The organism is Pseudomonas sp. RU47, from assembly GCF_004011755.1.
GTDB lineage: Bacteria > Pseudomonadota > Gammaproteobacteria > Pseudomonadales > Pseudomonadaceae > Aquipseudomonas.
On record NZ_CP022411.1, the window covers coordinates 1,309,023 to 1,333,237 of the forward strand.

The window sequence follows — 24,215 nt, forward strand, 5'->3', positions numbered from 1 at the left end:
GGGCGCGAATAGACAACCGGCCGGCCCAAGCTCATTTGGGACACGACCCAAGACGGACGCCTATGAACCCGAATTTTCTAGATTTCGAACAGCCGATCGCCGACCTGCAAGCCAAGATCGAAGAGTTGCGCTTGGTCGGTAATGACAATTCGCTGAATATCGGCGATGAGATCTCCCGCCTGCAGGACAAGAGCAAGACGCTGACCGAAGACATCTTCGGCAAGCTGACCAGCTGGCAGATCGCACGCCTGGCGCGTCACCCGAAACGCCCCTATACCCTCGACTACATCCAGCACATCTTCACCGAGTTCGACGAACTGCACGGCGACCGTCACTTCTCTGACGACGCCGCCATCGTTGGCGGCATCGCCCGTCTGGACGATCAGCCGGTGATGATCATCGGTCACCAGAAAGGCCGTGAAGTGCGCGAGAAGGTTCGCCGCAACTTCGGCATGCCGCGTCCGGAAGGCTACCGCAAGGCTTGCCGTCTGATGGAGATGGCCGAGCGTTTCAAGATGCCGATCCTGACCTTCATCGACACCCCGGGTGCCTACCCAGGTATCGACGCTGAAGAGCGTAACCAGAGCGAGGCGATTGCCTGGAACCTGCGCGTGATGTCGCGTCTTAAGACCCCGATCATTGCCACCGTTATCGGTGAAGGCGGTTCTGGCGGTGCATTGGCGATCGGCGTCTGCGACCAACTGAACATGCTGCAGTATTCGACCTACGCGGTGATCTCGCCGGAAGGTTGCGCTTCGATTCTGTGGAAAACCGCAGAAAAAGCGCCGGATGCTGCTGAAGCGATGGGTATCACCGCCGAGCGTCTGAAAGGTCTGGGCATCGTCGATAAAGTTATCGGCGAGCCTCTGGGCGGCGCACACCGTGATCCGGCTGCCGCCGCTGCATCGATCCGTGCCGAGCTGAGCTCGCAACTGGCGATGCTGAAGAAGTTCGATAACGAAGCGCTGTTGAAGCGCCGTTATGATCGACTGATGAGCTACGGTCTCTAAGTCGAACGCAATACCTCTGTAGGAGTGAGCCTGCTCGCGATGAGGGCGTAACATTCAACCAATGTGTTGGCTGTCACACCGCTATCGCGAGCAGGCTCACTCCTACATTTGTTTTGGGGCAAAGAGTTAAATATGGGTCAGTCCATGATTGATTTGCCTTCGCGCTTGTTGCGGGTTCTTGAGCCTTGGCGCAATGCCGCTCATTGGCGCATCGCCTTCTCTGGTGGCCTGGATTCCACCGTCCTGCTGCATCTGCTGGCCTCTCTTGCAACGAGCGAATCCCTCCCACCGCTAAGCGCAGTTCATATCCATCATGGCCTCCAGGCTGCAGCCGATGCGTGGCCGTCACATTGCCAATCCGTATGCGATGCGCTGGGGGTGCCGTTGCTGATTGAGCGGGTGAGGGTGCAACCGGGCGCGAGTCTGGAGCGGGCGGCGCGGAATGCGCGATACGCCGTGTTCAGTGCGCTGACGCAAGCCAATGACGTGTTGCTCACTGGCCAGCATCGTGATGATCAAGCGGAAACGCTGTTGTTTCGATTCATGCGTGGTGCGGGTGTGCGCGGATTGGCGGGGATGCCCAAGCAGCGACCAGTCGGGCAGGGCACACTGATTCGTCCGTTACTGGATGTCTCTCGTTCCGAGCTGGAAGCGTATGCGCAGGCTCATCACTTGAACTGGATCGAAGACCCATCGAATCAGGATCGGCAGTTCTCGCGCAACTACTTGCGCCATCAAGTCATGCCGCTGCTGACCGGGCGCTGGCCGCAAGCGCAGGTGAGCATGGCCCGCAGCGCCGCGCATCTGCGTGAAGCGCAGGGCTTGCTCGATGAGCTGGCGCAGATTGATCTGGCGCAGGCGGCAACCGCCCATGATTTCCAATGGCTGGGATTGCCGTCGCTGGCGTTGGCGCCGCTGGCGGCGTTGTCTGCCGCCCGCCAGCGAAACGCCCTCAGTCACTGGCTCGAACCGCTGACGCGCCTGCCGGACACCGACCATTGGTCGGGATGGGCGAATCTGTGCGACGCCGCTCATGACGCAGCGCCAATCTGGCGTCTGGCCGATGGCGAGTTGCACCGCAGTGCCGGTCGTCTGTGGTGGCTCAGCGGTGACTGGCTGCGCACGCCAGTGATCGGCTGCGAGTGGCAGAGCCCCGCGTCAGCGCTACGCTTGGGCGATAACGGACGTGTCATGTTCAGCGGGCAAACTCCCGTCGGGCCTTTGCAGATTCGCTATCGGCAGGGCGGCGAAGTCATGCATCTGGCGGATCGCGGCCACCGTGATCTCAAGCGCCTGCTCAATGAGCGCGCGGTGCCGGGCTTCGTCCGTGGCAGATTGCCGCTGCTGTTTCGCGACGATGAATTGCTCGCGGTGGCGAACCTGCCGGGACTTGATGGTCATGTGCAGGACGGCTGGAAATTGCATTGGCTGCCAACAGACGAAGATCAAGGTTTGAGCTGAAAGGAGCATTCCGGTAGACTACGCTCCCTTCTTGATACAACTTCTGTGGATTCGCCTGAATTGCAGGAGTTGCCGATTACCAAGCAGTCTTTGCTGGGCGATTCCAAAAAATGTGTAGCGAGCAACGTACCGGTGTTTCACCTGCCGGTCTGTCCCAACGCGGCGGTTTTTTTGAAAGGTGCACTGTGATTAATGCAGGTGATCGGGGGCTTCGGCCTTCCTTCGCTTTCCCCGGCGGCTCGTACCGCTTTAACGCAGACTTCTAGGGTTTTTCATGACGCGCTACATATTCGTCACGGGCGGTGTTGTTTCTTCATTGGGGAAAGGCATTGCATCGGCTTCATTGGCGGCCATCCTGGAGGCGCGGGGACTTAAGGTCACCATGCTGAAGCTGGACCCGTACATCAACGTCGACCCGGGCACCATGAGCCCGTTCCAGCACGGTGAAGTGTTCGTCACCCACGACGGCGCCGAGACCGACCTGGACCTGGGCCACTACGAGCGGTTCATCCGCACGACCATGACCCAGAACAACAACTTCACCACTGGCCGTGTCTACGAGCACGTGCTGCGCAAAGAGCGCCGTGGTGACTACCTGGGTGCAACCATCCAGGTGATCCCGCACATCACCGACGAAATCAAGCGCCGCATCATCAAGGGTGCCGGTGACGCTGACGTGGCAATGGTCGAGATCGGTGGCACCGTCGGTGACATCGAGTCGCAACCGTTCCTCGAGGCCATCCGTCAACTGCGTTTCGAAATCGGCGCCAAGCGCGCGATGCTGATGCACTTGACACTGGTGCCGTACATCGCCACTGCCGGCGAAACCAAAACCAAACCAACTCAGCACTCGGTAAAAGAGTTGCGTTCGATCGGCCTGCAGCCAGACGTGCTGGTGTGCCGTTCCGATCACCCGATCGACATTTCGTCGCGTCGCAAGATCGCCCAGTTCACCAACGTTGAAGAGCGCGCGGTGATCGGTCTGGAAGACGCCGACACCATCTACAAGATCCCGGGCATCCTGCACTCGCAGGGTCTGGACGATTTTGTTGTCGAGCGTTTCGGCCTGCAATGCGGCAGCGCTGATCTGTCCGAGTGGGAAGCAGTGGTTGACGCCAAGCTGAACCCGGAACACGAAGTGACCATCGCCATGGTCGGCAAATACATGGAGCTGCTGGACGCCTACAAGTCGCTGATCGAAGCGATGAGTCATGCCGGCATCAGCAACCGCACCAAGGTCAACCTGCGTTACATCGATTCCGAAGACATCGAAAACCAGGGCACTGCGCTGCTCGAAGGTGTCGACGCGATCCTCGTACCGGGCGGCTTCGGTCTGCGCGGCGTGGAAGGCAAGATCACTGCCGTTCAGTACGCTCGTGAAAACAAGGTTCCTTACCTGGGTATCTGCCTAGGTATGCAAGTGGCAGTGATCGAGTTCGCTCGTAACGTCATGGGCTGGAAAGACGCCAACTCCACCGAATTCGACCGCGCCAGCGGCCATCCGGTTGTCGGTCTGATCACTGAGTGGGAAGACGCAACCGGTGCCGTTGAAGTGCGTACCGAATCGTCCGACCTGGGCGGCACCATGCGTCTCGGCGCACAGGAATGCCTGCTTGAAGCCGGCTCCAAGGTGCACGACTGCTACGGCAAGGACGTGATTGTTGAACGTCACCGTCACCGTTATGAAGTGAACAACAACCTGTTGCCACAAATCATCGAAGCCGGCCTGAAGATTTCCGGTCGCTCCGCTGACGCGGCATTGGTTGAAGTGGTTGAAGCTCCGGATCATCCATGGTTCGTCGCTTGCCAGTTCCACCCTGAGTTCACCTCCACACCACGTGATGGCCACCCGCTGTTCAGCGGCTTCGTCAAAGCAGCGTTGGCTCAACACCAGAAGAAGGCGTAACCCCGATGGCACAGAAGATCATCCGCGTCGGCGACATCGAGATTGCCAACGACAAACCCATGGTGCTGTTCGGCGGCATGAACGTGCTGGAAAGCCGTGACATGGCCATGCAGGTTTGCGAGGAGTACGTGAAGGTCACCGAAAAACTCGGTATCCCTTACGTGTTCAAGGCCAGCTTCGACAAGGCCAACCGTTCTTCTGTGACCTCCTATCGTGGTCCTGGCCTGGAAGAGGGCATGCGCATCTTCCAGGACATCAAACAAGCCTTCGGCGTACCGATCATCACCGACGTCCACGAGCCTGATCAGGCCGCGGTCGTCGCTGAGGTCTGCGACATCATTCAACTGCCGGCCTTCCTGTCGCGCCAGACCGATCTGGTCGTCGCGATGGCCAAGACCAATGCAGTGATCAACATCAAGAAAGCCCAGTTCCTCGCGCCTCAGGAGATGAAACACATCCTGAACAAGTGCGTGGAAGCGGGTAACGATCAATTGATCCTCTGCGAGCGTGGTTCGAGCTTCGGCTACAACAACCTCGTGGTCGACATGCTCGGCTTCGGCATCATGAAGCAGTTCGAGTACCCGGTATTCTTCGACGTGACCCACGCGCTGCAAATGCCGGGTGGTCGTGCCGACTCCGCGGGCGGTCGCCGTGCGCAGGTTCTGGATCTGGCCAAGGCGGGCATGAGCCAGTCGCTGGCGGGTCTGTTCCTCGAAGCGCATCCGGATCCGGACAACGCCAAATGCGACGGCCCTTGCGCCTTGCGTCTGGACAAACTGGAGCCATTTCTGGCCCAGCTCAAAGCTTTGGACGAACTGGTGAAGAGTTTTCCGACGGTAGAAACCGCGTAAGACTCAATTCTCCGGTAAAGTACCGCACGATTTGTCGCTCATGCCCTCGGGCATGAGCGTTATCGTCTGCAAGTCTGCCCGCTGCACACCCCTTGCCGACGGTAAAAAGATTTCCTCTAGCTGCGTCGTTTTCGTCAACTTTGGAGTGTTTACAACAATGGCAAAAATCGTCGACATCAAAGGTCGTGAAGTTCTCGACTCCCGTGGCAATCCCACCGTGGAAGCGGACGTGCTTCTCGACAACGGCATCATCGGCAGCGCTTGCGCGCCGTCCGGTGCATCCACTGGCTCGCGTGAAGCGCTCGAGCTGCGTGATGGCGACAAGAGCCGTTACCTGGGCAAGGGCGTGCTCAAAGCGGTAGCCAACATCAACGGTCCGATTCGCGATCTGCTGCTGGGCACCGACCCAAGCGACCAGAAAGCCCTGGATCACGCGATGATCAAGCTCGACGGTACCGAAAACAAGGCAACCCTGGGCGCCAACGCCATCCTCGCCGTATCCCTGGCTGCGGCCAAGGCTGCTGCACAGGATCAGGACCTGCCGCTGTACGCACACATCGCCAACCTCAACGGCACGCCGGGTGTTTACTCGATGCCGGTGCCGATGATGAACATCATCAACGGTGGCGAGCACGCCGATAACAACGTCGACATCCAGGAATTCATGGTGCAGCCGGTTGGCGCCAAGTCGTTCTCGGAAGGTCTGCGCATGGGCACCGAGATTTTCCATCACTTGAAAGCTGTGCTGAAGGCCCGTGGCCTGAGCACTGCCGTTGGCGACGAAGGCGGTTTCGCACCGAACCTGGCGTCCAACGAAGACGCGCTGAAAGTGATCTCCGAGGCTGTGGCCAACGCCGGTTACAAGCTGGGCACCGACGTGACCCTGGCCCTGGACTGCGCGGCCAGCGAATTCTACGAAGACGGCAAGTACAACCTGTCCGGCGAAGGCCAGGTGTTCACCGCTGAAGGTTTCGCTGATTACCTGAAAGGTCTGACCGAACGTTATCCGATCATCTCGATCGAAGACGGTCTGGACGAGTCCGACTGGGCTGGCTGGAAAATCCTCACCGACAAGATCGGCGAGAAGGTTCAACTGGTAGGCGACGACCTGTTCGTCACCAACACCAAGATCCTGAAAGAGGGCATCGACAAAAAGATCGCCAACTCGATCCTGATCAAGTTCAACCAGATCGGCACCCTGACCGAAACTCTGGAAGCCATCCAGATGGCCAAGGCTGCCGGTTACACCGCAGTGATCTCGCACCGTTCTGGCGAAACCGAAGATTCGACCATTGCCGACCTGGCTGTGGGCACTTCGGCTGGCCAGATCAAGACCGGTTCGCTGTGCCGTTCCGACCGCGTTTCCAAGTACAACCAACTGCTGCGTATCGAAGAGCAGTTGAATGGCAAGGCCAAGTACAACGGTCGCAGCGAGTTCCGCGGCTAAGTACAAATCGATGGAAGGACACCGGATTGTGTCGAAAAAGTCGTGACAGCGATGGATTTGCCACTAATCTGATGCCTTAACAGCACAAGCCTGGGTCTTCCAGGCTTCGTGCTATCAGATGCTTCAAAGTTTTGGCGTGGCTGTTTTTTTTCACTGGATACCTGATATTCGATGCGCAGTCCTTACTGGTTGTTTCTCGTTTTGCTCTTGCTACTGGCCGGTCTGCAGTACCGCCTGTGGGTGGGTAATGGCAGTCTGGCGCAAGTCGCCGAGCTGAATCAGCAGATAGCTGATCAACACGCCGAGAACGAAGGTTTGCTGGAGCGCAACCGAGTGATGGACGCTGAAGTCAGCGAGTTGAAAAAGGGCATGGAGACCGTTGAAGAACGGGCTCGTCACGAACTGGGCATGGTCAAGGACGGCGAAACCCTTTACCAGTTGGCCCAATGATCAATTCCCTGCCGGCCTTCTGGGCCGTGATTCCTGCCGCGGGTGTCGGTGCCCGAATGGCCGCGGACCGTCCCAAGCAATACCTGCAACTGGGCGGACGTACAATTCTCGAACACAGCCTCGGCTGTTTCCTCGATCACCCAAGCCTTAAAGGGCTGGTGGTCAGTCTTGCGGTTGATGATCCTTACTGGCCGAACCTGGCGTGCGTCAGCGATCCGCGTATTCAGCGGGTTGAGGGCGGGGCCGAGCGTTCCGGCTCGGTGCTCAATGCCTTGCTGCACCTGCATGCGCAGGGTGCTGATGATGAGGATTGGGTGCTGGTGCACGATGCGGCACGGCCCAATCTGAGTCGCGATGATCTCGACAAGTTACTGGATGAACTGGCGGATGATCCGGTGGGCGGTTTGCTCGCCGTCCCTGCGCGCGACACGTTGAAGCGCGTCGACAAGCACGGTCGTGTGGTGGAAACCGTCGATCGCAGCGTGATCTGGCAGGCGTATACGCCGCAGATGTTCCGCCTCGGTGCGTTGCATCGGGCGTTGGCGGACAGTCTGGTGGCGGATGCGGTGATTACCGATGAAGCTTCGGCAATGGAGTGGGCGGGGCTGAAGCCGCGTCTGATTGAGGGGCGGGCGGATAACCTCAAGGTGACCCGGCCGGAAGATCTCGAATGGTTGCGTCAGCGTTGGGCGAATCGCCGCTGAATTTTTGTGGTGCCTGTTGAATCGCCATCGCGAGCAGGCTCACTCCCACCTTTGAATAACGCCGAACACGAATTTTGTATCCACTGGAGATCCCCTGTGGGAGCGAGCCTGCTCGCGAAAGCGATAGTTCAGGCAACCCATCACTCAGCTTCGATACTCCGGCCGCTCAGCCAATCCTTCCTTGAGAAAATCCACCAACTTGCGCACCTTCGGCGACAGATGCCGCTGTTGCGGGTACAGCGCCCACACCGCCGTATTTGGTGGCTGATGCGCCTCCAGCAGCGAAATCAACGCACCACTGTGCAAATGCTCCAGCACGTAATAATCCGGCAACTGACACAACCCCACTCCCTGTAACGCCGCATCCAGCACTGCTTGCCCACTGTTGCAACGCCAGTTGCCCTGCACGCGCTGGGAAAACTCGCGCCCGTTTTGCTCAAGCTGCCAGATGTCCGAACTGCCGATCAGGCAATTGTGCCGACTCAATTCCGACAGGCTGTGTGGGCGGCCATACCGTTCAACGTAGGACGGAGAGGCGCAGAGATACATGCGTCGTGGCGCCAGCCGGGCGGCGACCAGGCGCGAGTCCTGCAACCGACCCAGGCGAATCGCCAGATCCAGCCCTTCATGCACCAGATCAAGTTGGCGATTGCTCAATTCGATATCGATGCGCAGCTGCGGATACAGCCCCATGAACCGCGTCACCAACGGCACGATAAACCGCTCGCCGTAGGCGACGGCGCAGGTCATGCGCAGCATGCCTTTTGGTTCGCTGGTCAGATCGCCGACGGCGCGCAATGCTTCCTCGCGACCATCCTGCAAGCGTTGGCAATGTTGCAGAAAGGTCTGCCCGGCCTCGGTCAGTGTCACGCGACGGGTACTGCGATAAAGCAGCCGCGTCTGCAAGCGCTCTTCCAGTCGTACGATTTGTCGACTGACGTGAGAGGAAGAAACCCCAAGACGTTCGGCAGCGGCGGTGAACTGGCTGCATTCGGCAACGGCAACAAATTCGTCGATGCCTTCCCAGCGGTTTTCGGACATTCGATTATCCCTGTACGGCAATAATATTTTGCATTTGTCCGGATTATTAATCAGTTGGCGCTGAACTACACTGGCTGTCTGGTTTTTTTATTCAATGGATTCACTGGAGAGTCAGCATGATCAAGTCGCGCGCCGCCGTTGCCTTCGAGGCCAAGAAGCCGCTGGAAATCGTAGAAGTCGATGTCGCCATGCCCAAGGCCGGTGAAGTGTTGCTGCGTGTAGTCGCTTCCGGTGTTTGCCACACGGACGCCTACACCCTGTCCGGCGCTGACCCGGAAGGCATCTTCCCGTCGATCCTTGGCCACGAAGGTGGCGCCATCGTTGAAGCGATCGGCGAGGGCGTGACTTCGGTTGCCGTTGGCGATCACGTCATTCCGCTGTACACCCCCGAATGCGGCCAGTGCAAATTCTGCAAGTCGGGCAAGACCAACCTGTGTCAGGCAATTCGCGCCACTCAGGGCAAAGGTTTGATGCCGGATGGCACTTCGCGTTTCTCCTACAAGGGCGAAACGATTTTCCACTACATGGGTACTTCCACGTTCTCGGAATACACCGTGTTGCCGGAAATCTCCGTGGCCAAGATCTCCAAGGATGCGCCACTGGAAAAGGTTTGCCTGCTGGGTTGCGGCGTCACCACCGGCATCGGTGCAGTGCTCAATACCGCCAAGGTCAAACCGGGTGACACCGTGGCCATCTTCGGTCTGGGTGGCATTGGTCTGTCTGCGGTGATCGGTGCCGTGAAAGCCAAGGCTGCACGCATCATCGCCATCGACATCAACCCGGCCAAGTTCGAGATCGCCAAGCAACTCGGTGCAACCGACTGTGTGAATCCGAAAGATTTCGATCGTCCGATCCAGGAAGTGATCGTCGACATGACCGATGGCGGTGTCGACTTCTCCTTCGAGTGCATCGGCAACGTGCAACTGATGCGCGCCGCCCTTGAGTGCTGCCACAAAGGCTGGGGCGAGTCGGTAATCATCGGTGTTGCCGGTGCTGGCCAGGAAATCGCGACCCGTCCATTCCAGTTGGTGACCGGTCGCGTCTGGCGCGGTTCGGCATTCGGCGGCGTGCGCGGTCGTACCGAGTTGCCAAGCTACGTCGATATGGCTCAGAGCGGTGAAATCCCGCTGGATACTTTCATCACCCACACCATGGGTCTGGAAGACATCAACAAGGCCTTCGACCTGATGCACGAAGGCAAGAGCATCCGTACCGTCATTCATTTCTAAAAGCAGCCCCAAGTTACAAGCTTCAAGCTGCAAGCAAAGGCGCTTTTGCCTTTTCTTGAAGCTCGAAGCTTGCCACTTGCAGCTGGGAGAATCCCCATGAGTCTGGAAAACATCTCCTGTCAGAAAAGTTTTGGCGGTTGGCACAAGCGTTATCGCCATCGCTCCGACGTGCTCGGCTGCGACATGGTGTTCGCCGTCTACTTGCCACCGCAAGCAGAGCAGGGCGGCAAGTTGCCGGTGCTGTATTGGCTGTCGGGCCTGACCTGCACCGATGAAAACTTCATGCAGAAGGCCGGCGCGATGCGCATGGCTGCTGAACTGGGTTTGATCATTGTTGCGCCGGACACCAGTCCGCGTGGCGCCGATGTCCCGGGTGATCCGGACGGCGCATGGGATTTCGGCCTCGGCGCCGGGTTCTATCTGAATGCCACGCAAGAGCCCTGGTCGCGGCACTATCGGATGCATGACTATGTCGTGCAGGAGTTGCCTTCACTGGTTGAAGCGCATTTCCCGGCATCGGACAAGCGCAGCATCAGTGGCCACTCCATGGGCGGCCACGGTGCGTTGGTCTGCGCGTTGCGCAATCCGGGGCGGTACCAATCGGTGTCGGCGTTCTCGCCGATCAATAACCCGATGGATTGCCCATGGGGCCAAAAAGCATTTTCCCGCTACCTGGGCGAAGACCGTTCGAAATGGAAAGAGTGGGATGCTTGTGCGCTGATCGCCGAGGCGGATGAAAAACTGCCGCTGCTGGTCGATCAAGGCGATCGCGATGACTTCCTCGCTACCCAGCTCAAACCTGAAGCCTTGCAACAAGCGGCAAAACAAGCGGGCCATCCGCTGACATTGCGCCTGCAACCGGGCTACGACCACAGCTATTTCTTCATCTCAAGCTTTATAGACGACCACTTGCAGCATCACGCACGCGCTCTGCGCGGTTAATGCGGGTAGAATCACGCCCTGACAAAAATCGGGGCGTTTTTTTTATGCGTATTGGCCACGGCTATGATGTGCACCGTTTCGCTGAAGGCGATTTCATTACTCTGGGCGGCGTGCGCATTGCACACAGCTTCGGGCTGCTCGCTCATTCCGACGGTGACGTCCTGCTGCACGCCTTGAGCGATGCCTTGCTCGGCGCCGCTGCGCTGGGTGATATCGGCAAGCATTTCCCGGACACCGACCCGCAATTCAAGGGCGCCGACAGCCGTGCGCTGCTGCGTCATGTGGTCGCGCTGATCCATGCCAAAGGCTGGAAAGTCGGCAACGTCGATAACACCATCGTTGCCCAGGCGCCGAAAATGGCCCCGCATATCGAATCGATGCGCGCGTTGATCGCGGCGGATCTACAAGTTGAGTTGGATCAAGTGAACGTGAAAGCTACCACCACCGAAAAGCTTGGCTTTGTCGGTCGCGAAGAAGGCATCGCCGTGCACTCCGTTGCCTTGTTGCTGCGCGCATGAATGAACTGCAATTGCTCGGCCCGCGGGCCTATGGCGAACCCCTCGGCACCGCTGTACTGAAAGCCATCGCTGAAGATTTTCAGGTCGATGAAGTGCTCGACATCCCGTTCAGCGGCGATGGCGAACACCTGTGGATCTGGGTTGAAAAGCGTGGCCTCAACACTGAGGAAGCCGCACGGCGTATTGCCAAGGCTGCCGGCGTGCCGTTGCGTACCGTCAGCTATGCCGGTCTCAAGGATCGTCAGGCGCTGACCCGCCAGTGGTTCAGCGTGCAATTGCCGGGCAAGGCCGATCCGGATCTGACAGCGGCGGAAAACGATACGCTGAAGATCCTCAAGACCACCCGCCACAAGCGCAAGCTGCAACGTGGCGCGCATTCGGCCAACGGTTTCACTTTGCGCCTGACTCAGTTCGCTGGCGACAAAGACGCGATCGAGCAGCGCCTGCAACTGATCGCTAAACAAGGTATTCCCAATTATTTCGGTGCCCAGCGTTTCGGCCATGACGGCGGTAACGTCGTCGATGCGCGTTCGTGGGCGGCACGCAAGGCCTTGCCGGAGCAACGCAATGTGCGTTCGCGGCTGCTCTCGACCGCGCGCAGTTTTCTGTTCAACAAGGTGCTGGCGGCGCGTGTTGCCGATGGCACCTGGCAAAAAGCCCAAGTCGGCGATCTGCTGGCCTTCACTGACAGTCGCAGTTTTTTCCCTGCCGGTGAAGCTGAGTGCAGCGATCCGCGTCTGGCTATTCTTGATCTGCATCCGACCGGCCCGCAGTGGGGCGAAGGTGACTCGCCGACCGCAGGGGCTGTCCATGATCTGGAGCAGGGGATTGCCGCTGGTGAAGCGGATCTGCGCGATTGGTTGATCAACGCCGGCATGAGCCACGAACGTCGCATCCTGCGGCTGCCCATTGGCGGGTTGACGTGGCATTATCCCCAGCCTGACATTCTGCAACTGGAATTCGTCCTCCCGGCCGGATGCTTCGCCACCGTATTGGTGCGCGAGCTCGTTGATCTGGTGCCGGTGGGGCAGACGGACAGCCCATGCGTATTCTGATTTCTAACGACGATGGGGTAACCGCACCCGGTCTCGCCGCGCTTTATGCTGCGCTGGCGGATTACACCGAGTGCGTGGTTATCGCCCCGGAGCAGGACAAAAGCGGCGCCAGCAGTTCGCTGACGCTCGACCGTCCGCTGCACCCGCAATACCTGGCCAACGGCTTTATCAGCCTCAACGGCACACCGACCGACTGCGTGCACCTGGGCCTCAATGGCTTGCTGGAGCGCGAGGCGGACATGGTGGTCTCCGGGATCAACCTCGGTGCCAACCTGGGTGATGACGTGTTGTATTCCGGCACCGTCGCGGCAGCGCTCGAAGGGCGCTTCCTCGAGCGTCCCTCGTTTGCCTTTTCGCTGGTCTCGCGGCAGGTGGATAATCTGCCGACGGCGGCGTACTTTGCGCGCAAACTGGTCGAGGCCCATGCCGGGCTCGATCTGCCGCCGCGCACGGTACTCAACGTGAACATTCCCAATCTGCCCATCGATCACATTCGTGGCATCCAGCTGACCCGTCTCGGCCATCGCGCCCGGGCGGCGGCGCCGATGAAAGTGGTCGACCCGCGTGGCAAGGCCGGTTACTGGATTGCCGCTGCCGGCGATGCCGAAGATGGCGGCCCGGGGACTGATTTTCATGCGGTGATGCAGGGCTATGTTTCCATCACTCCGTTGCAGCTCGATCGCACCTTCAACGATGCGTTCAGAAGCCTCGACGGCTGGCTGGAGGGACTGCGCTGATGGCCCGTGAACACGAAGACCGACTGCGCAGCGGTATCGGCATGACCTCCCAGCGTACCCGCGAGCGGCTGATCCAGCGCTTGTATGAGGAGGGCGTGTCCAACGCCAAGGTGCTGGAAGTGATTCGGCGTACGCCGCGCCACCTGTTCGTCGACGAGGCGCTGGCACATCGCGCTTACGAGGATACGGCGCTGCCGATCGGCAATAACCAGACGATTTCCCAGCCTTATATGGTGGCGCGCATGAGCGAGCTGCTGCTGGAGGCGGGGCCGCTGGATAAGGTGCTGGAGATTGGCACTGGTTCCGGTTACCAGACCGCTGTGTTGTCGCAACTGGTCGAGCGAGTGTTCTCGGTCGAGCGCATCAAGGTCCTGCAGGACCGGGCCAAGGAACGTCTGGTTGAACTGAACCTGCGCAACGTGGTGTTCCGCTGGGGCGATGGCTGGGAAGGCTGGCCGGCGCTGGCACCGTATAACGGCATTATCGTCACGGCCGTGGCCACCGATGTACCGCAAGCCTTGCTCGATCAACTGGCTCCGGGCGGGCGCATGGTGATCCCGGTGGGCTCGGGAGAAGTGCAGCAATTGATGCTGATCGTGCGTGAGGAAAACGGCTTTTCCCGGCATGTTCTGGGCGCCGTTCGTTTCGTGCCGTTGCTTAATGGGCCACTGGCCTGAGCATTTGTTTGCGTGCGCTGAATTCCTTTCGTTCGCCTGTGTCTTACTCCGGCAGCGATGGTTTAAACGCAGCAGATTGTCAACTTGCAAACGTGTGCGCGAAGCGATTTCGCTTCATTAAAGGTAAAGCCGATCCGGCCCGTTATACTGGCGACACCTCATGCCGGAATCCGGCATTTCACATTTTTCAGCCACCACAAAGGGAGCGGCGGGTGAGTCTCACAGTCATTGCGCAGCGTATGGGTAACACGAGCTTTCAGCGCCTGGTGACTGGCCTTGTCTTGAGCACCTTGCTGGTCGGTTGCTCCAGCACCAAATCGAGCAATGTCCGGGTGGTCGATCGCAACAATGCGGTGGCCCAGCGTCCTACCGTGACGACCGGACAGTATGTAGTCCGTCCGGGCGATACGATGTTTTCGATCGCGTTTCGCTACGGTTGGGACTACAAAGCCCTCGCGGCCCGGAACAATATTCCTACGCCGTATACGATCCATCCGGGTCAGACAATTCGCTTTGATGGCCGCACCGGTTCAACGCCGACGGCGGTGGTGAGCAACAGCAGTTCTTCGCCTTCTTCGTCGAGTAAAACCACGGTAATCCGGCGCCAGGCAAATGGCACGACAACCACCACAACCACCGGTTCTACGGGGGCTGTACCGTCCGTCGCCAGCAAACCGGCCCCCGCGCCACTGCCTCCAGCGGGCCCGGCCCCGACCGGCTGGGGATGGCCATCTAATGGCATTCTGATTGGAAAATTCTCTTCAAACGGTAGTTTGAATAAAGGAATTGATATCGCCGGAGATTTGGGACAGCCTGTTTTAGCTGCGTCTGATGGGACGGTGGTATACGCCGGGAGTGGCTTAAGGGGCTACGGCGAATTAGTCATCATCAAACACAGCGAAACCTACGTCAGTGCCTACGGACATAACCGCAGGCTGTTGGTTCGGGAGGGACAGCAGGTCAAGGTCGGACAGACAATTGCCGAAATGGGGTCAACGGGTACAGACCGGGTGAAACTGCATTTTGAGATTCGCCGCCAAGGTAAACCTGTAGATCCACTGCAGTTCCTGCCAAGACGTTGATTTGTAAGCCAGCCTGTTCCGTCGCGTAGAGGGGACAGGCTCCAGCGCTGCCAAGGATAAAGGCGTCGCTTGAGCTTGGGGTCGAACTCACCAAAGGACTATAACAATGGCTCTCAGTAAAGAAGTGCCGGAGTTTGACATCGACGATGAGGTTCTCCTTATGGAGACCGGCATCGATTCGGATTCGATGTCGAATGATGAAGGGGCTGCTCCACCTTCCGTTCGTTCCAAATCCAAACACTCCGCTTCACTTAAACAACATAAGTACATCGATTACACGCGGGCACTTGATGCCACGCAGTTGTATCTCAACGAAATCGGCTTTTCCCCATTGCTCTCCCCGGAGGAAGAAGTTCATTTTGCGCGCTTGTCGCAAAGTGGCGATCCGGCCGGGCGCAAGCGCATGATTGAAAGTAACCTGCGGCTGGTGGTCAAAATCGCCCGGCGTTACGTCAATCGGGGGTTGTCGCTGCTGGATCTGATCGAAGAGGGCAACCTCGGACTGATCCGGGCGGTGGAAAAGTTCGATCCCGAGCGCGGCTTCCGCTTCTCGACCTACGCGACCTGGTGGATTCGTCAAACCATCGAGCGCGCGATCATGAATCAGACCCGGACCATCCGGTTGCCGATTCATGTGGTCAAGGAACTCAACGTGTACCTGCGGGCTGCACGGGAGCTGACGCAAAAGCTCGACCACGAACCTTCACCCGAAGAGATCGCCAACCTGCTGGAAAAACCGGTGGGCGAGGTCAAGCGCATGCTTGGTCTGAACGAGCGGGTTTCTTCGGTCGACGTCTCGCTGGGTCCGGATTCGGATAAAACCCTGCTGGACACCCTCACCGATGATCGTCCGACTGATCCTTGTGAACTGCTGCAGGATGACGACCTGTCGCAGAGCATCGATCAATGGCTGTCTGAGCTGACCGACAAGCAGCGCGAAGTGGTTGTACGCCGCTTCGGCCTGCGCGGTCACGAGAGCAGTACGCTGGAAGATGTAGGCCTGGAGATCGGCCTGACCCGGGAACGGGTGCGGCAGATTCAGGTGGAAGGCCTCAAGCGCCTTCGGGAAATCCTGGAGAAGAATGGCCTGTCGAGCGAGTCGCTGTTCCAGTAAGCGCCTCAAACGCCCGCCCGCAAAAGCCCCGACTGGTTCGGGGTTTTTTGTTGGCCTGGATTTGTTGGCAATCCATGTCCACCCTGCTCATTGCCAGACGTACGGTTGGCTATTCCATCGTTTGTAGTCTCGCGGTGTAAGCCTTGGCTTACTCTTTCGTAAGTGTTCACTATCTTTACACCGCGGCAGACGTCGATTGCTCTAAATAATTCTGTTTAACTTGTTGATTTGTATATATATTTTTTAATGTGAAGTGCTTATTACAGCGCTTTTCCGCTCCGAGGGCCGATTGCTCTTGTCAGGGAACTCTCTAGTATCTGGGGTGTGTCGACGGACAGACACGCCCTTCAAGGATGAGGGGAACGGACATCGCAGGACGCGATTCATCAGGACGATGAAAAGGAATACAGGGAATAGGGAAAAAATGTGGGCGGGTCATACCGCCCCTTTTTTTGCCTGCAGAAAAGCAAAAAGGCCCGCAAGGGGCCTTTTATTCGAGCGCGTGACAGATCAGCGTTCGAGGTCTTTGATCTTGCCTTTGACGCCATCCCACTCTTCGGCATCCGGCAGCGATTCTTTCTTCTCGGTGATGTTCGGCCAGATTTCAGCCAGCTCAACGTTGAGTTGAATGAATTCCTGCATCTCTTCCGGAACTTCGTCCTCGGAGAAAATGGCTACGGCCGGGCATTCCGGTTCGCACAGGGCGCAATCGATGCACTCATCCGGGTGAATCACCAGGAAGTTCGGGCCTTCGTAAAAGCAGTCCACCGGACAGACTTCTACGCAGTCGGTGTACTTGCACTTGATGCAGTTGTCGGTGACGACGAAGGTCATTTCTAATTTTCTCCTCAGGCGGCGGCAGCGTTGCCCCTTCACGGTTGGGGTCGCCAGGTTCGGGAGCGATACCTGCTGGCCAGGCTATTAGCCAGCAGCATCCCAAACCGCGCGAGATTCTAACAGCTTGAAGCCGTTTGCGTTATATCCGCTTCTTCAGTACTTATATCCGGTTCTTCAGTGCATAGAGCATTTCGAGTGCACGACGCGGGGTCATGTCATCGATATCCAGCTTGGCCAGCTCATCCAGTACCGGATGCGGCAGGCTGGCGAACATGTCGCTCTGCTGCGGTGTTGCTGGTTTGCCCTTGGCAGACGGCTTCGGCGCCTCGTGGGGCAACGCAGTGTCTTCCAGTCGGCTCAGGTGTTCGCGTGCACGCACGATTACTTCGCTGGGAACACCGGCCAGTTGCGCCACCGCCAGACCGTAACTCTGGCTGGCCGGCCCCGGTAGTACGTGGTGCAGGAACACGATGCGTTCATTGTGCTCTGTAGCATTGAGATGCACGTTGGCCACTAGTGGCTCGGCTTCTGGCAATACGGTCAATTCAAAGTAGTGCGTGGCGAACAGAGTATAGGCACGCAGATGGGCCAGACGCTCGGCCGCGGCCCATGCCAGCGACAGACCGTCGAAGGTGCTGGTGCCGCGACCGACTTCGTCCATCAGCACCAGACTGCGCTCGGTGGCGTTGTGCAGGATGTTGGCGGTTTCGCTCATCTCGACCATGAAGGTCGAACGGCCACCGGCCAGGTCATCGCTGGAGCCGATTCGGGTGAAGATACGGTCGACCAGCGACAGTTCGCAACTGGCCGCCGGTACGAAGCTGCCGATATGCGCCAGCAGCACGATCAACGCGGTTTGACGCATGTAGGTGGATTTACCGCCCATGTTCGGGCCGGTGATCACCAGCATGCGCGTGTTGTCGTCCAGGCTCAGGTCGTTGGCCACGAACGGCGTGGTCAGCACTTGCTCAACCACCGGGTGACGACCCTGGGTTATACGCATGCACGGCTCACTGACAAAGCGCGGGCAGTTCAGGTCGAGGTTCAGCGCACGCTCGGCGAGGTTGCTCAACACGTCGAGTTCGGCCAGCGCGCCGGCGGTGTCCTGCAGCGGTGGCAACTGGCTGATGAGGTCTTCCAGCAGTGCCTCGTAGAGCATTTTCTCGCGGGCGAGGGCACGGCTCTTGGCCGACAGCGCCTTGTCTTCGAATTCTTTCAGCTCAGGCGTGATGAAACGCTCGGCGCCTTTGAGGGTTTGCCGACGGATGTAGTCCGCCGGCGCCGACTCGGCCTGTTTGCTCGGCAACTCGATGAAGTAGCCATGAATGCGGTTGTAGCCGACTTTCAAGTGGCTCAGGCCAGTGCGGGCTTTCTCGCGGGCTTCGAGATCGATGAGGAACTGGCCGGCGTTTTCGCTCAGCGATTGCAGCTCGTCGAGTTCGCTGTCATAGCCGGTTTTCAACACGCCACCGTCGCGGATCACCGCTGGCGGGTTATCGATAATGGCTTTTTCCAGCAGTGCCGCCAGTTCCGGGTAAGTGCTGGTGGTGGTCGCCAGACCTTGCAGGTGCGGCGCTTCCAGATCGGTCATCGCCACTTGCAGTTCAGGCAGGGCGCCAAGGGCGTCACGCAGCCGTGCGAGGTCACGAGGACGGGCATTGCGCAGGCCGATCCGCGCGAGAATGCGCTCGATGTCGCCGATTTCCTTGAGCTGCGGTTGCAGCTTTTCGAAACGGTAGCGATCGAGCAGGCAAGTGATCGAGGTCTGTCGCGCCAGCAGCACGGTCAGATCGCGCAACGGGCGATTCAGCCAGCGAGTCAGCAAACGGCTGCCCATTGCGGTCTGGCAGCGATCGACCACCGATTGCAGGGTGTTGTCGCGGCCACCGGCCAGGTTGGTGTCAAGTTCAAGATTGCGGCGGCTCGCGCCGTCGAGTACCACCGTGTCGTCGAGTCGTTCGTGACGCAAACTGCGCAAGTGGGGCAGGGCGGTGCGCTGGGTTTCCTTGGCGTAGGCCAACAGGCAACCGGCGGCGCCGATGGCCAGGGTCAGGTTCTCGCAGCCAAAGCCCTTCAGGTCTTGGGTGGAGAATTGCTGGCAAAGGCTTTTCAGTGCTGAGTCGCGCTCGAAATCCCACGGCGCACGGCGACTGACGCCACGGCGTTTTTCCGCAGGAAGATCCCTCGGCCAATCGTCCGGGATCAGCAATTCCACCGGGTTGATCCGCTCCAGTTCCGCCAGCAGATTTTCCCAGCCTTTGATTTCCGACACGCTGAAACTGCCGCTGGTGATGTCCAGCACGGCCAGACCGAACAGACGCTCGTCACCCAGCAGCGCAGCGATCAGGTTGTCGCGGCGCTCATCGAGCAGCGCCTCATCACTGACCGTGCCCGGCGTGAGGATCCGTACGACCTGACGCTCCACCGGGCCTTTGCTGGTCGCCGGGTCGCCGACCTGTTCGCAGATCACCACCGACTCGCCAAGCTTGACCAGTTTTGCCAGATAGCCTTCCGCCGCATGGTAAGGAATGCCACACATCGGAATCGCCTGCCCCGCCGACTGCCCACGCGCGGTCAGGGTGATGTCGAGCAACTTGGCCGCCTTCTTCGCGTCTTCGTAGAAGATCTCGTAGAAGTCGCCCATGCGGTAGAACATCAGCTGATCCGGGTGCTGATTCTTCAGGCGCCAGTACTGCTGCATCATCGGGGTGTGGGAGGACAGGTCTGAAATGGCTTTATTCATCAGGGGTTTAGCTATACCGGAAAAAGTGACAAGACAAAAAACGGGGTCGTTCGCATCTACGAAATGGCGAGTGTTTGCCAGCGATGCGGCCCGAGGGTTGATTCAGTGGGGCTGAGTATGAAGTTTTTTTGAGGTGGATGCAGCAACCCGCCGCCGCTCGGGTTGGCATTGTGTCCTATAGTGCCGAAAAGCTATCGAATGATCGGAGTTCGTGGGTTGAAGGTCAGTTGAGGAAGCAGCGTGGAACAGTCTGAAGGCATTGGCTCAGGATCGACACCGAGCGATGGCTACTACGATGCAGAAAAAATGTCCCTCACTCGGGCGCAGCGATCAGTCTGTCTGGGCAGCAATGAAAGTGATCTGTTTTTGGCATTGATCGCCGGAGTTACCGATAAGGAACAGCTCATCTCGCGGGTCTGGGGTGAGCGCGGGCTGGTGATTTCCGACAGCAGTTACTACAAGACCCTGCACTTGCTTCGCGCGCACCTCGCTGACGTCGGTTTGCCACGGGACAGTCTCAAGACCTTGCCGCGCCGAGGCGTGGTGCTGTTGTGTGAAATCAGGCTGGTCAGCGCTACTGTCGCCGAGACTGAATCCCCGCCTGCGCCAGTAGCCCGTGATGAGCAGGCTTGCATTACCGTTACGAAGTCGTCGCGCCGCTACTGGCGCTTTCTTCTGCCCGTAGTCGTCGCATCGGCAATTGCACTTCCACTGTTTTACGCTTACTTGATCTTTAAGAAGCCCGCCGATCTGGAAGAGTGGAAACTCGTCTGGCAGGAAGGCGATGCGAGGTTATATGTGGAAGAAAGTGAAAGGATGTCCAAGGACGAAATTGTAAAAGCGCTCAGCGAATTCGAACCGCCCATTGTGTTGTCCGATACGAACTTCTATGTGCGAAAGCCGCTCTCCCAGTTGTTGATCAAGTGCGTAAAACCTGAAAGTAAGGGGGAGGCCATATGCGTGAATTATCAGCTCGTTGGAAAAAAATAATCGCACTCTCGGCTATCTCTTCGGTGTTGATTTTCGGTGTATTGGTTGTTCGGTATTTCTATTTGATCAATCGCGACATTCCGCGTGCACCGTGTTTTGCTTCCATCGATTTTGTGCATACCCATGATCACAAAGTTCGCTGGCATGGCGTCGGTGATATGACGATCGACCCGAAAGAAGGCGCCCTTTATGTTTATTACCTGGTGAAAACACCAGAGGGCAAAGTCTATACCTATGATCGAAAGTTCAACATTGCCCTCACTCATCTTGACACTTCCAGGTTCTTGTTCAAGACGCGATCGGTTGTAAAGTTTGACGCCGATACTGCAGAAGATGAACTGCCGTTCATGGAAAGAGGCTTTCAAGGCGGAATGGTGACGTTTAATTACTTCTCTGATGCCGAGTACTACAACATCAATAACCTGATCAACGGCGTCTGCCACGTCCCGCGTTAGCGAAAAATCCGCTGGCGCAAGGCCCCGGAGCGACTAAGTAAGACTGAGTAAGATGCCAGTAAGGCCGTGATGGTCCTGCGTTGTTAATGTGATTCGAGTCAGGCCAATAGCCTCTGCGACTGTAACGGAGAGTCAGCGCAGTGCGGCTGTTGTTATTGCCTGCAAGCATTCGACGACGTTTAGGATATTGAGGGGGCTTTATAAATGCTCTGGTTTTGCGTGCGTAATCATCATGGGGTTCAGGCTCCGGCATGGAAACGATCCATTGCTATTAATAAAGAGGGCACTGTATTCGTTGCAGCAGCGATTGCTGGAAAAGAAAAAGACGTGAGTATTTCCACATTATCTGATCGCACGCCGGTGTTGCTGTGTTTTGATCATGTTTACGTACCCGTGGCGTGGCTGGTCAAACACTTTCCAATATGTAAGGCGCTCTGTCGCGATATGGTGTCGGCAGCCTTGTTCGGCCTACAGAGAATATTGAGATGCCGTGATGCCTGGAGTCGCGTCAGCTATTTCTGCAACCGTTCGGGTGAGAATAGTTACTTGGGGTATGTCTCATGAGGCCAAGTCTGTTTTGCAGTCTGTCTCTGGCCGTCAGTTGCGTTTTAATCATTGATCGTTCATTCGCCGACGCGCGTCAAAGTTGCGCGCCGCGCCGTGCTGAACTTGTCCGACAAATAGAGCGCGCCAACGCAGCGGATAATGTTTATCGCAAGGCCGGCCTGGAGCAGGCGCTGGCCAATGTCGAGCGTTACTGTCGCGAACCTTCGGTAGAGGATGACCACGAAAAAGCCATCCAGAAAGCCGAAGCTGAAATTCGGCGCAGACAAAACCATCTGAAAGCGGCGCGTCAGTACGGTGATGTGAAAGTCATCAAGAAGCAAGAAGCCAGGCTCGAACGGGCCCAGGTAAAACTGCAACGGCTTGTGAATGAGTAAGCGCCAGTTCGGCTGTGAACCAACCTCTGTATCAGTGACCACCGGAAATTCGATGATGAAAAACGCACTTGTCTTTGCTTCACTTTTTACCTCTGCCATTTTGCTCTCCGGTTGCACCGCCACCGATTGGGTACACGCTGCTGGTGGAATCCTCGGCGCCAAAGACGACTACGACAAAAAAGCCCGAAACGATCGGCTCAAGCGAGCGAATGCGGCGGCACGTCGAACCAAATACTGATTTATGCATAAGTTATGCAAATCAGCATTTGTCTTCGCGTGTAACTTCAAGCACTATGCGCGTTATGCAAAAACGCAACGTAGCCTCCGTCTTAAGAGCACTGCTCGACCAGCACGGGATCTCCCCCACGGAGCTCCACCGTCGCACCGGCGTGCCTCAATCCACTCTCTCGCGGATTCTCAGCGGGAAGATCGTCGATCCCTCGGATAAACACATTTCGAAGATCGCCGAGTACTTCGCCGTGAGCACCGATCAATTGCGCGGGCGCGCAGATGTCGCCCCGTCGGCCGGTGCCGCGCGCGATGCCGTACACGCGGAACTCAAGGACATAATGCTGTGGGACGACGATACGCCTGTCGATGATGACGAAGTATCGGTGCCGTTCCTTCGCGAGGTTGAATTGGCTGCTGGATCAGGAAGATTCGTCATCGAAGAGAGCGAGCGCTCTAGCCTGCGCTTCGGCAAGCGCAGCCTGCGTCATAACGGTGTGCAGTTCGACCAGGCCAAATGCGTGACCGTACGTGGCAACAGCATGTTGCCGGTGTTGCGTGATGGCGCCACCGTCGGTGTGAATGCGGGCAAGTGCGGCATCGGTGACATCATTGATGGCGACCTGTACGCGATCAATCACAACGGCCAATTGCGCGTGAAGCAGCTTTACCGCTTGCCTACCGGCATTCGTCTGCGCAGCTTCAATCGCGATGAACATCCGGACGAGGACTACAGCTTCCAGGAAATCCAGGAAGAGCAGATTGTCATCCTCGGTCATGTCTTCTGGTGGGGCATGTACGCCCGCTAACCCGACCCTCTCCAGAAAAACCCGTCCCTTGGCGGGTTTTTTTTCGCCTGAATGAAACCGTCAAGCCCTTGAGTTGCGGGGCTTTCATGCATTTCAGCATTTCTTGCGCATAAATAAATGCATTTACGCATTGACTGTATATGCATACATGCATATTCTTGCCGCCAAGCCGCTCGACAAAGCGGCTGGCAAGAAAGCTCTTTAGTTCCACAAGAACAGGCAGCGATGAACCGGCCTCAACGGTTCAGAGGGTTGGCAACTGACCCGGGTGTGCAGCGTAAAGCACCAGAAGCAGTTATCCGGCGGGCAGGGACCGCGGTCGGAAAAACAATTTGAATGGACTCGTACCGCGCCAGTAGCGCCGAAAAGTCAGCTTCCTTCTTGAACACAGGATTTGAAGGAAGGCGAAGGAGCGCATTACTGAAAAGCCCGGTGCATCACCGGGCTTTTTGGAATGCCTGCCTGGGCAGAAACTGAAAGGCCGGAACGTCGGCAATCAATAAGGATGATGGATATGAAGAAGTACGTACGCGTCGTTGCCGGCAAAGTCGACAACATTTTTGAAACCGCTAACCCGATCACCGATGAGTTTCCGGCGGATCAAGTCTGGGTGGATGTCAGTGCACTGCCAAAGATCGATTATTCCTGGAATGCGGTAAACACCGACGGCGTCTGGACATTTACCGACAGCGATATGTGGGGCCAGCCGTCCTTGCTGGCTATGCAATTGCGTAACGCAAGAACAAATCGTCTCGATAAAGCCAATACCACGCTGGCGACGTCGGCCCTGGTGCAAAAGGTTGAGCTGGGGCTGGCCACGCCGGCAGAGGAAGCCGCGCTACTGGAATACAAGCAGTTCTTCATCGCGCTGAGCAACGTCAACAAACAGCCGGGCTACCCGCTGACTGTTACCTGGCCTGAAGTTCCATAAACGGCATTTGCTGCGCCGATACCGAACTTCGCAGTGCATTGCTGAAAAGCCCGATAT

At 57.8% G+C, this 24,215-nt stretch carries 24 protein-coding genes; 21 read left to right on the plus strand and 3 right to left on the minus strand.

Annotated features, from left to right (window positions below):
* Positions 1-62 precede the first annotated feature (62 nt).
* The 7 genes from CCX46_RS05810 to ispD all read left to right on the plus strand — a co-directional run bounded on the left by CCX46_RS05810 (position 63) and on the right by ispD (position 7,829).
* On the plus strand, positions 63-1,010 hold the full coding sequence (locus CCX46_RS05810; RefSeq protein WP_127926017.1) for an acetyl-CoA carboxylase carboxyltransferase subunit alpha: 948 nt from the start codon (positions 63-65) through the stop codon (positions 1,008-1,010).
* Positions 1,011-1,142: 132 nt separating this feature from the next.
* On the plus strand, positions 1,143-2,471 hold the full coding sequence (gene tilS, locus CCX46_RS05815; protein WP_127926018.1) for a tRNA lysidine(34) synthetase TilS: 1,329 nt from the start codon (positions 1,143-1,145) through the stop codon (positions 2,469-2,471).
* A 274-nt stretch (positions 2,472-2,745) separates the two neighbouring features.
* Complete coding sequence (locus tag CCX46_RS05820; RefSeq protein WP_034156321.1) at positions 2,746-4,377, plus strand: CTP synthase; 1,632 nt, start codon at positions 2,746-2,748, stop codon at positions 4,375-4,377.
* 5 nt (positions 4,378-4,382) lie between these two features.
* Positions 4,383-5,228 carry a 3-deoxy-8-phosphooctulonate synthase gene (kdsA, locus tag CCX46_RS05825; protein WP_016985082.1) on the plus strand — a complete coding sequence of 282 codons (846 nt, stop codon included), beginning with the start codon at positions 4,383-4,385 and terminating at the stop codon, positions 5,226-5,228.
* 157 nt (positions 5,229-5,385) lie between these two features.
* Complete coding sequence (gene eno, locus CCX46_RS05830; RefSeq protein ID WP_042557893.1) at positions 5,386-6,675, plus strand: phosphopyruvate hydratase; 1,290 nt, start codon at positions 5,386-5,388, stop codon at positions 6,673-6,675.
* Positions 6,676-6,846: 171 nt separating this feature from the next.
* The gene (ftsB, locus tag CCX46_RS05835; protein ID WP_007908838.1) at positions 6,847-7,125 is read left to right on the plus strand and encodes a cell division protein FtsB; all 279 of its coding nucleotides are present in this window, start codon (positions 6,847-6,849) and stop codon (positions 7,123-7,125) included.
* The gene (gene ispD, locus CCX46_RS05840) at positions 7,122-7,829 is read left to right on the plus strand and encodes a 2-C-methyl-D-erythritol 4-phosphate cytidylyltransferase (RefSeq protein WP_127926019.1); all 708 of its coding nucleotides are present in this window, start codon (positions 7,122-7,124) and stop codon (positions 7,827-7,829) included. The genes ftsB and ispD overlap by 4 nt, the downstream gene beginning before the upstream one ends.
* Before the next feature lie 144 nt (positions 7,830-7,973).
* On the opposite strand, the gene CCX46_RS05845 is transcribed toward ispD, so the two are convergent.
* Positions 7,974-8,870, minus strand: a complete 897-nt coding sequence (locus CCX46_RS05845) for a LysR substrate-binding domain-containing protein (RefSeq protein WP_127926020.1) — start codon at positions 8,868-8,870, stop codon at positions 7,974-7,976.
* 116 nt (positions 8,871-8,986) lie between these two features.
* Between CCX46_RS05845 and CCX46_RS05850 the strand changes: the two genes are divergently transcribed.
* From CCX46_RS05850 to rpoS, 8 genes are all read left to right on the plus strand, one after another.
* Entirely contained in the window at positions 8,987-10,099 is a 1,113-nt protein-coding gene (locus CCX46_RS05850; RefSeq protein ID WP_007908835.1) for an S-(hydroxymethyl)glutathione dehydrogenase/class III alcohol dehydrogenase, read from the plus strand.
* A 90-nt stretch (positions 10,100-10,189) separates the two neighbouring features.
* A complete protein-coding gene (fghA, locus tag CCX46_RS05855) occupies positions 10,190-11,041 on the plus strand; it encodes an S-formylglutathione hydrolase (RefSeq protein ID WP_174245100.1) in 852 nt (283 codons plus the stop codon).
* Positions 11,042-11,085: 44 nt separating this feature from the next.
* Complete coding sequence (ispF, locus tag CCX46_RS05860; protein ID WP_034149878.1) at positions 11,086-11,559, plus strand: 2-C-methyl-D-erythritol 2,4-cyclodiphosphate synthase; 474 nt, start codon at positions 11,086-11,088, stop codon at positions 11,557-11,559.
* Positions 11,556-12,614 (plus strand): tRNA pseudouridine(13) synthase TruD, encoded by a 1,059-nt coding sequence (gene truD, locus CCX46_RS05865; RefSeq protein WP_127926022.1) that lies wholly within the window; start codon positions 11,556-11,558, stop codon positions 12,612-12,614. Before ispF ends, truD begins: the two co-directional genes overlap by 4 nt.
* Positions 12,602-13,351: a 5'/3'-nucleotidase SurE gene (gene surE, locus CCX46_RS05870; RefSeq protein ID WP_007908831.1), complete on the plus strand. Its 750-nt coding sequence runs from the start codon at positions 12,602-12,604 to the stop codon at positions 13,349-13,351. The genes truD and surE overlap by 13 nt, the downstream gene beginning before the upstream one ends.
* A gap of 41 nt (positions 13,352-13,392) precedes the next feature.
* Positions 13,393-14,028, plus strand: a complete 636-nt coding sequence (locus tag CCX46_RS05875) for a protein-L-isoaspartate(D-aspartate) O-methyltransferase (RefSeq protein ID WP_172828219.1) — start codon at positions 13,393-13,395, stop codon at positions 14,026-14,028.
* Between the two features lie 212 nt (positions 14,029-14,240).
* Positions 14,241-15,110 carry a peptidoglycan DD-metalloendopeptidase family protein gene (locus CCX46_RS05880; RefSeq protein WP_016985074.1) on the plus strand — a complete coding sequence of 290 codons (870 nt, stop codon included), beginning with the start codon at positions 14,241-14,243 and terminating at the stop codon, positions 15,108-15,110.
* 106 nt (positions 15,111-15,216) lie between these two features.
* Positions 15,217-16,224 (plus strand): RNA polymerase sigma factor RpoS, encoded by a 1,008-nt coding sequence (rpoS, locus tag CCX46_RS05885; protein WP_007908828.1) that lies wholly within the window; start codon positions 15,217-15,219, stop codon positions 16,222-16,224.
* Between the two features lie 510 nt (positions 16,225-16,734).
* On the opposite strand, the gene fdxA is transcribed toward rpoS, so the two are convergent.
* Together fdxA and mutS are read right to left on the minus strand one after the other, a co-directional pair.
* Entirely contained in the window at positions 16,735-17,058 is a 324-nt protein-coding gene (gene fdxA / locus CCX46_RS05890) for a ferredoxin FdxA (RefSeq protein ID WP_007908827.1), read from the minus strand.
* A 163-nt stretch (positions 17,059-17,221) separates the two neighbouring features.
* On the minus strand, positions 17,222-19,792 hold the full coding sequence (gene mutS, locus CCX46_RS05895; RefSeq protein WP_177413893.1) for a DNA mismatch repair protein MutS: 2,571 nt from the start codon (positions 19,790-19,792) through the stop codon (positions 17,222-17,224).
* Between the two features lie 252 nt (positions 19,793-20,044).
* On the opposite strand from mutS, the gene CCX46_RS05900 reads away from it, so the two are divergent.
* The 6 genes from CCX46_RS05900 to CCX46_RS05930 all read left to right on the plus strand — a co-directional run bounded on the left by CCX46_RS05900 (position 20,045) and on the right by CCX46_RS05930 (position 24,158).
* Complete coding sequence (locus CCX46_RS05900) at positions 20,045-20,794, plus strand: winged helix-turn-helix domain-containing protein (protein WP_127926024.1); 750 nt, start codon at positions 20,045-20,047, stop codon at positions 20,792-20,794.
* Positions 20,761-21,249: a hypothetical protein gene (locus CCX46_RS05905; RefSeq protein ID WP_127926025.1), complete on the plus strand. Its 489-nt coding sequence runs from the start codon at positions 20,761-20,763 to the stop codon at positions 21,247-21,249. Before CCX46_RS05900 ends, CCX46_RS05905 begins: the two co-directional genes overlap by 34 nt.
* 560 nt (positions 21,250-21,809) lie before the next feature.
* Positions 21,810-22,190 carry a DUF1090 domain-containing protein gene (locus tag CCX46_RS05915; protein ID WP_127926027.1) on the plus strand — a complete coding sequence of 127 codons (381 nt, stop codon included), beginning with the start codon at positions 21,810-21,812 and terminating at the stop codon, positions 22,188-22,190.
* Entirely contained in the window at positions 22,183-22,428 is a 246-nt protein-coding gene (locus CCX46_RS05920; protein WP_158013173.1) for a hypothetical protein, read from the plus strand. The genes CCX46_RS05915 and CCX46_RS05920 overlap by 8 nt, the downstream gene beginning before the upstream one ends.
* Before the next feature lie 64 nt (positions 22,429-22,492).
* Positions 22,493-23,227, plus strand: a complete 735-nt coding sequence (locus CCX46_RS05925) for an XRE family transcriptional regulator (protein ID WP_127926028.1) — start codon at positions 22,493-22,495, stop codon at positions 23,225-23,227.
* A 514-nt stretch (positions 23,228-23,741) separates the two neighbouring features.
* Complete coding sequence (locus CCX46_RS05930; RefSeq protein WP_127926029.1) at positions 23,742-24,158, plus strand: tail fiber assembly protein; 417 nt, start codon at positions 23,742-23,744, stop codon at positions 24,156-24,158.
* Positions 24,159-24,215: the final 57 nt, after the last annotated feature.

Bases quoted from the DNA above. Each gene is read 5' to 3' on its own strand.
- CCX46_RS05810 (WP_127926017.1), top strand. From the start codon at position 63: ATGAACCCGAATTTTCTAGATTTCGAACAGCCGATCGCCGACCTGCAA.
- tilS (WP_127926018.1), top strand. From the start codon at position 1,143: ATGGGTCAGTCCATGATTGATTTGCCTTCGCGCTTGTTGCGGGTTCTT.
- CCX46_RS05820 (WP_034156321.1), top strand. From the start codon at position 2,746: ATGACGCGCTACATATTCGTCACGGGCGGTGTTGTTTCTTCATTGGGG.
- kdsA (WP_016985082.1), top strand. From the start codon at position 4,383: ATGGCACAGAAGATCATCCGCGTCGGCGACATCGAGATTGCCAACGAC.
- eno (WP_042557893.1), top strand. From the start codon at position 5,386: ATGGCAAAAATCGTCGACATCAAAGGTCGTGAAGTTCTCGACTCCCGT.
- ftsB (WP_007908838.1), top strand. From the start codon at position 6,847: ATGCGCAGTCCTTACTGGTTGTTTCTCGTTTTGCTCTTGCTACTGGCC.
- ispD (WP_127926019.1), top strand. From the start codon at position 7,122: ATGATCAATTCCCTGCCGGCCTTCTGGGCCGTGATTCCTGCCGCGGGT.
- CCX46_RS05845 (WP_127926020.1), bottom strand. From the start codon at position 8,870: ATGTCCGAAAACCGCTGGGAAGGCATCGACGAATTTGTTGCCGTTGCC.
- CCX46_RS05850 (WP_007908835.1), top strand. From the start codon at position 8,987: ATGATCAAGTCGCGCGCCGCCGTTGCCTTCGAGGCCAAGAAGCCGCTG.
- ispF (WP_034149878.1), top strand. From the start codon at position 11,086: ATGCGTATTGGCCACGGCTATGATGTGCACCGTTTCGCTGAAGGCGAT.
- truD (WP_127926022.1), top strand. From the start codon at position 11,556: ATGAATGAACTGCAATTGCTCGGCCCGCGGGCCTATGGCGAACCCCTC.
- surE (WP_007908831.1), top strand. From the start codon at position 12,602: ATGCGTATTCTGATTTCTAACGACGATGGGGTAACCGCACCCGGTCTC.
- CCX46_RS05875 (WP_172828219.1), top strand. From the start codon at position 13,393: ATGACCTCCCAGCGTACCCGCGAGCGGCTGATCCAGCGCTTGTATGAG.
- rpoS (WP_007908828.1), top strand. From the start codon at position 15,217: ATGGCTCTCAGTAAAGAAGTGCCGGAGTTTGACATCGACGATGAGGTT.
- fdxA (WP_007908827.1), bottom strand. From the start codon at position 17,058: ATGACCTTCGTCGTCACCGACAACTGCATCAAGTGCAAGTACACCGAC.
- CCX46_RS05905 (WP_127926025.1), top strand. From the start codon at position 20,761: ATGCGTGAATTATCAGCTCGTTGGAAAAAAATAATCGCACTCTCGGCT.
- CCX46_RS05915 (WP_127926027.1), top strand. From the start codon at position 21,810: ATGAGGCCAAGTCTGTTTTGCAGTCTGTCTCTGGCCGTCAGTTGCGTT.
- CCX46_RS05920 (WP_158013173.1), top strand. From the start codon at position 22,183: ATGAGTAAGCGCCAGTTCGGCTGTGAACCAACCTCTGTATCAGTGACC.
- CCX46_RS05925 (WP_127926028.1), top strand. From the start codon at position 22,493: ATGCAAAAACGCAACGTAGCCTCCGTCTTAAGAGCACTGCTCGACCAG.
- CCX46_RS05930 (WP_127926029.1), top strand. From the start codon at position 23,742: ATGAAGAAGTACGTACGCGTCGTTGCCGGCAAAGTCGACAACATTTTT.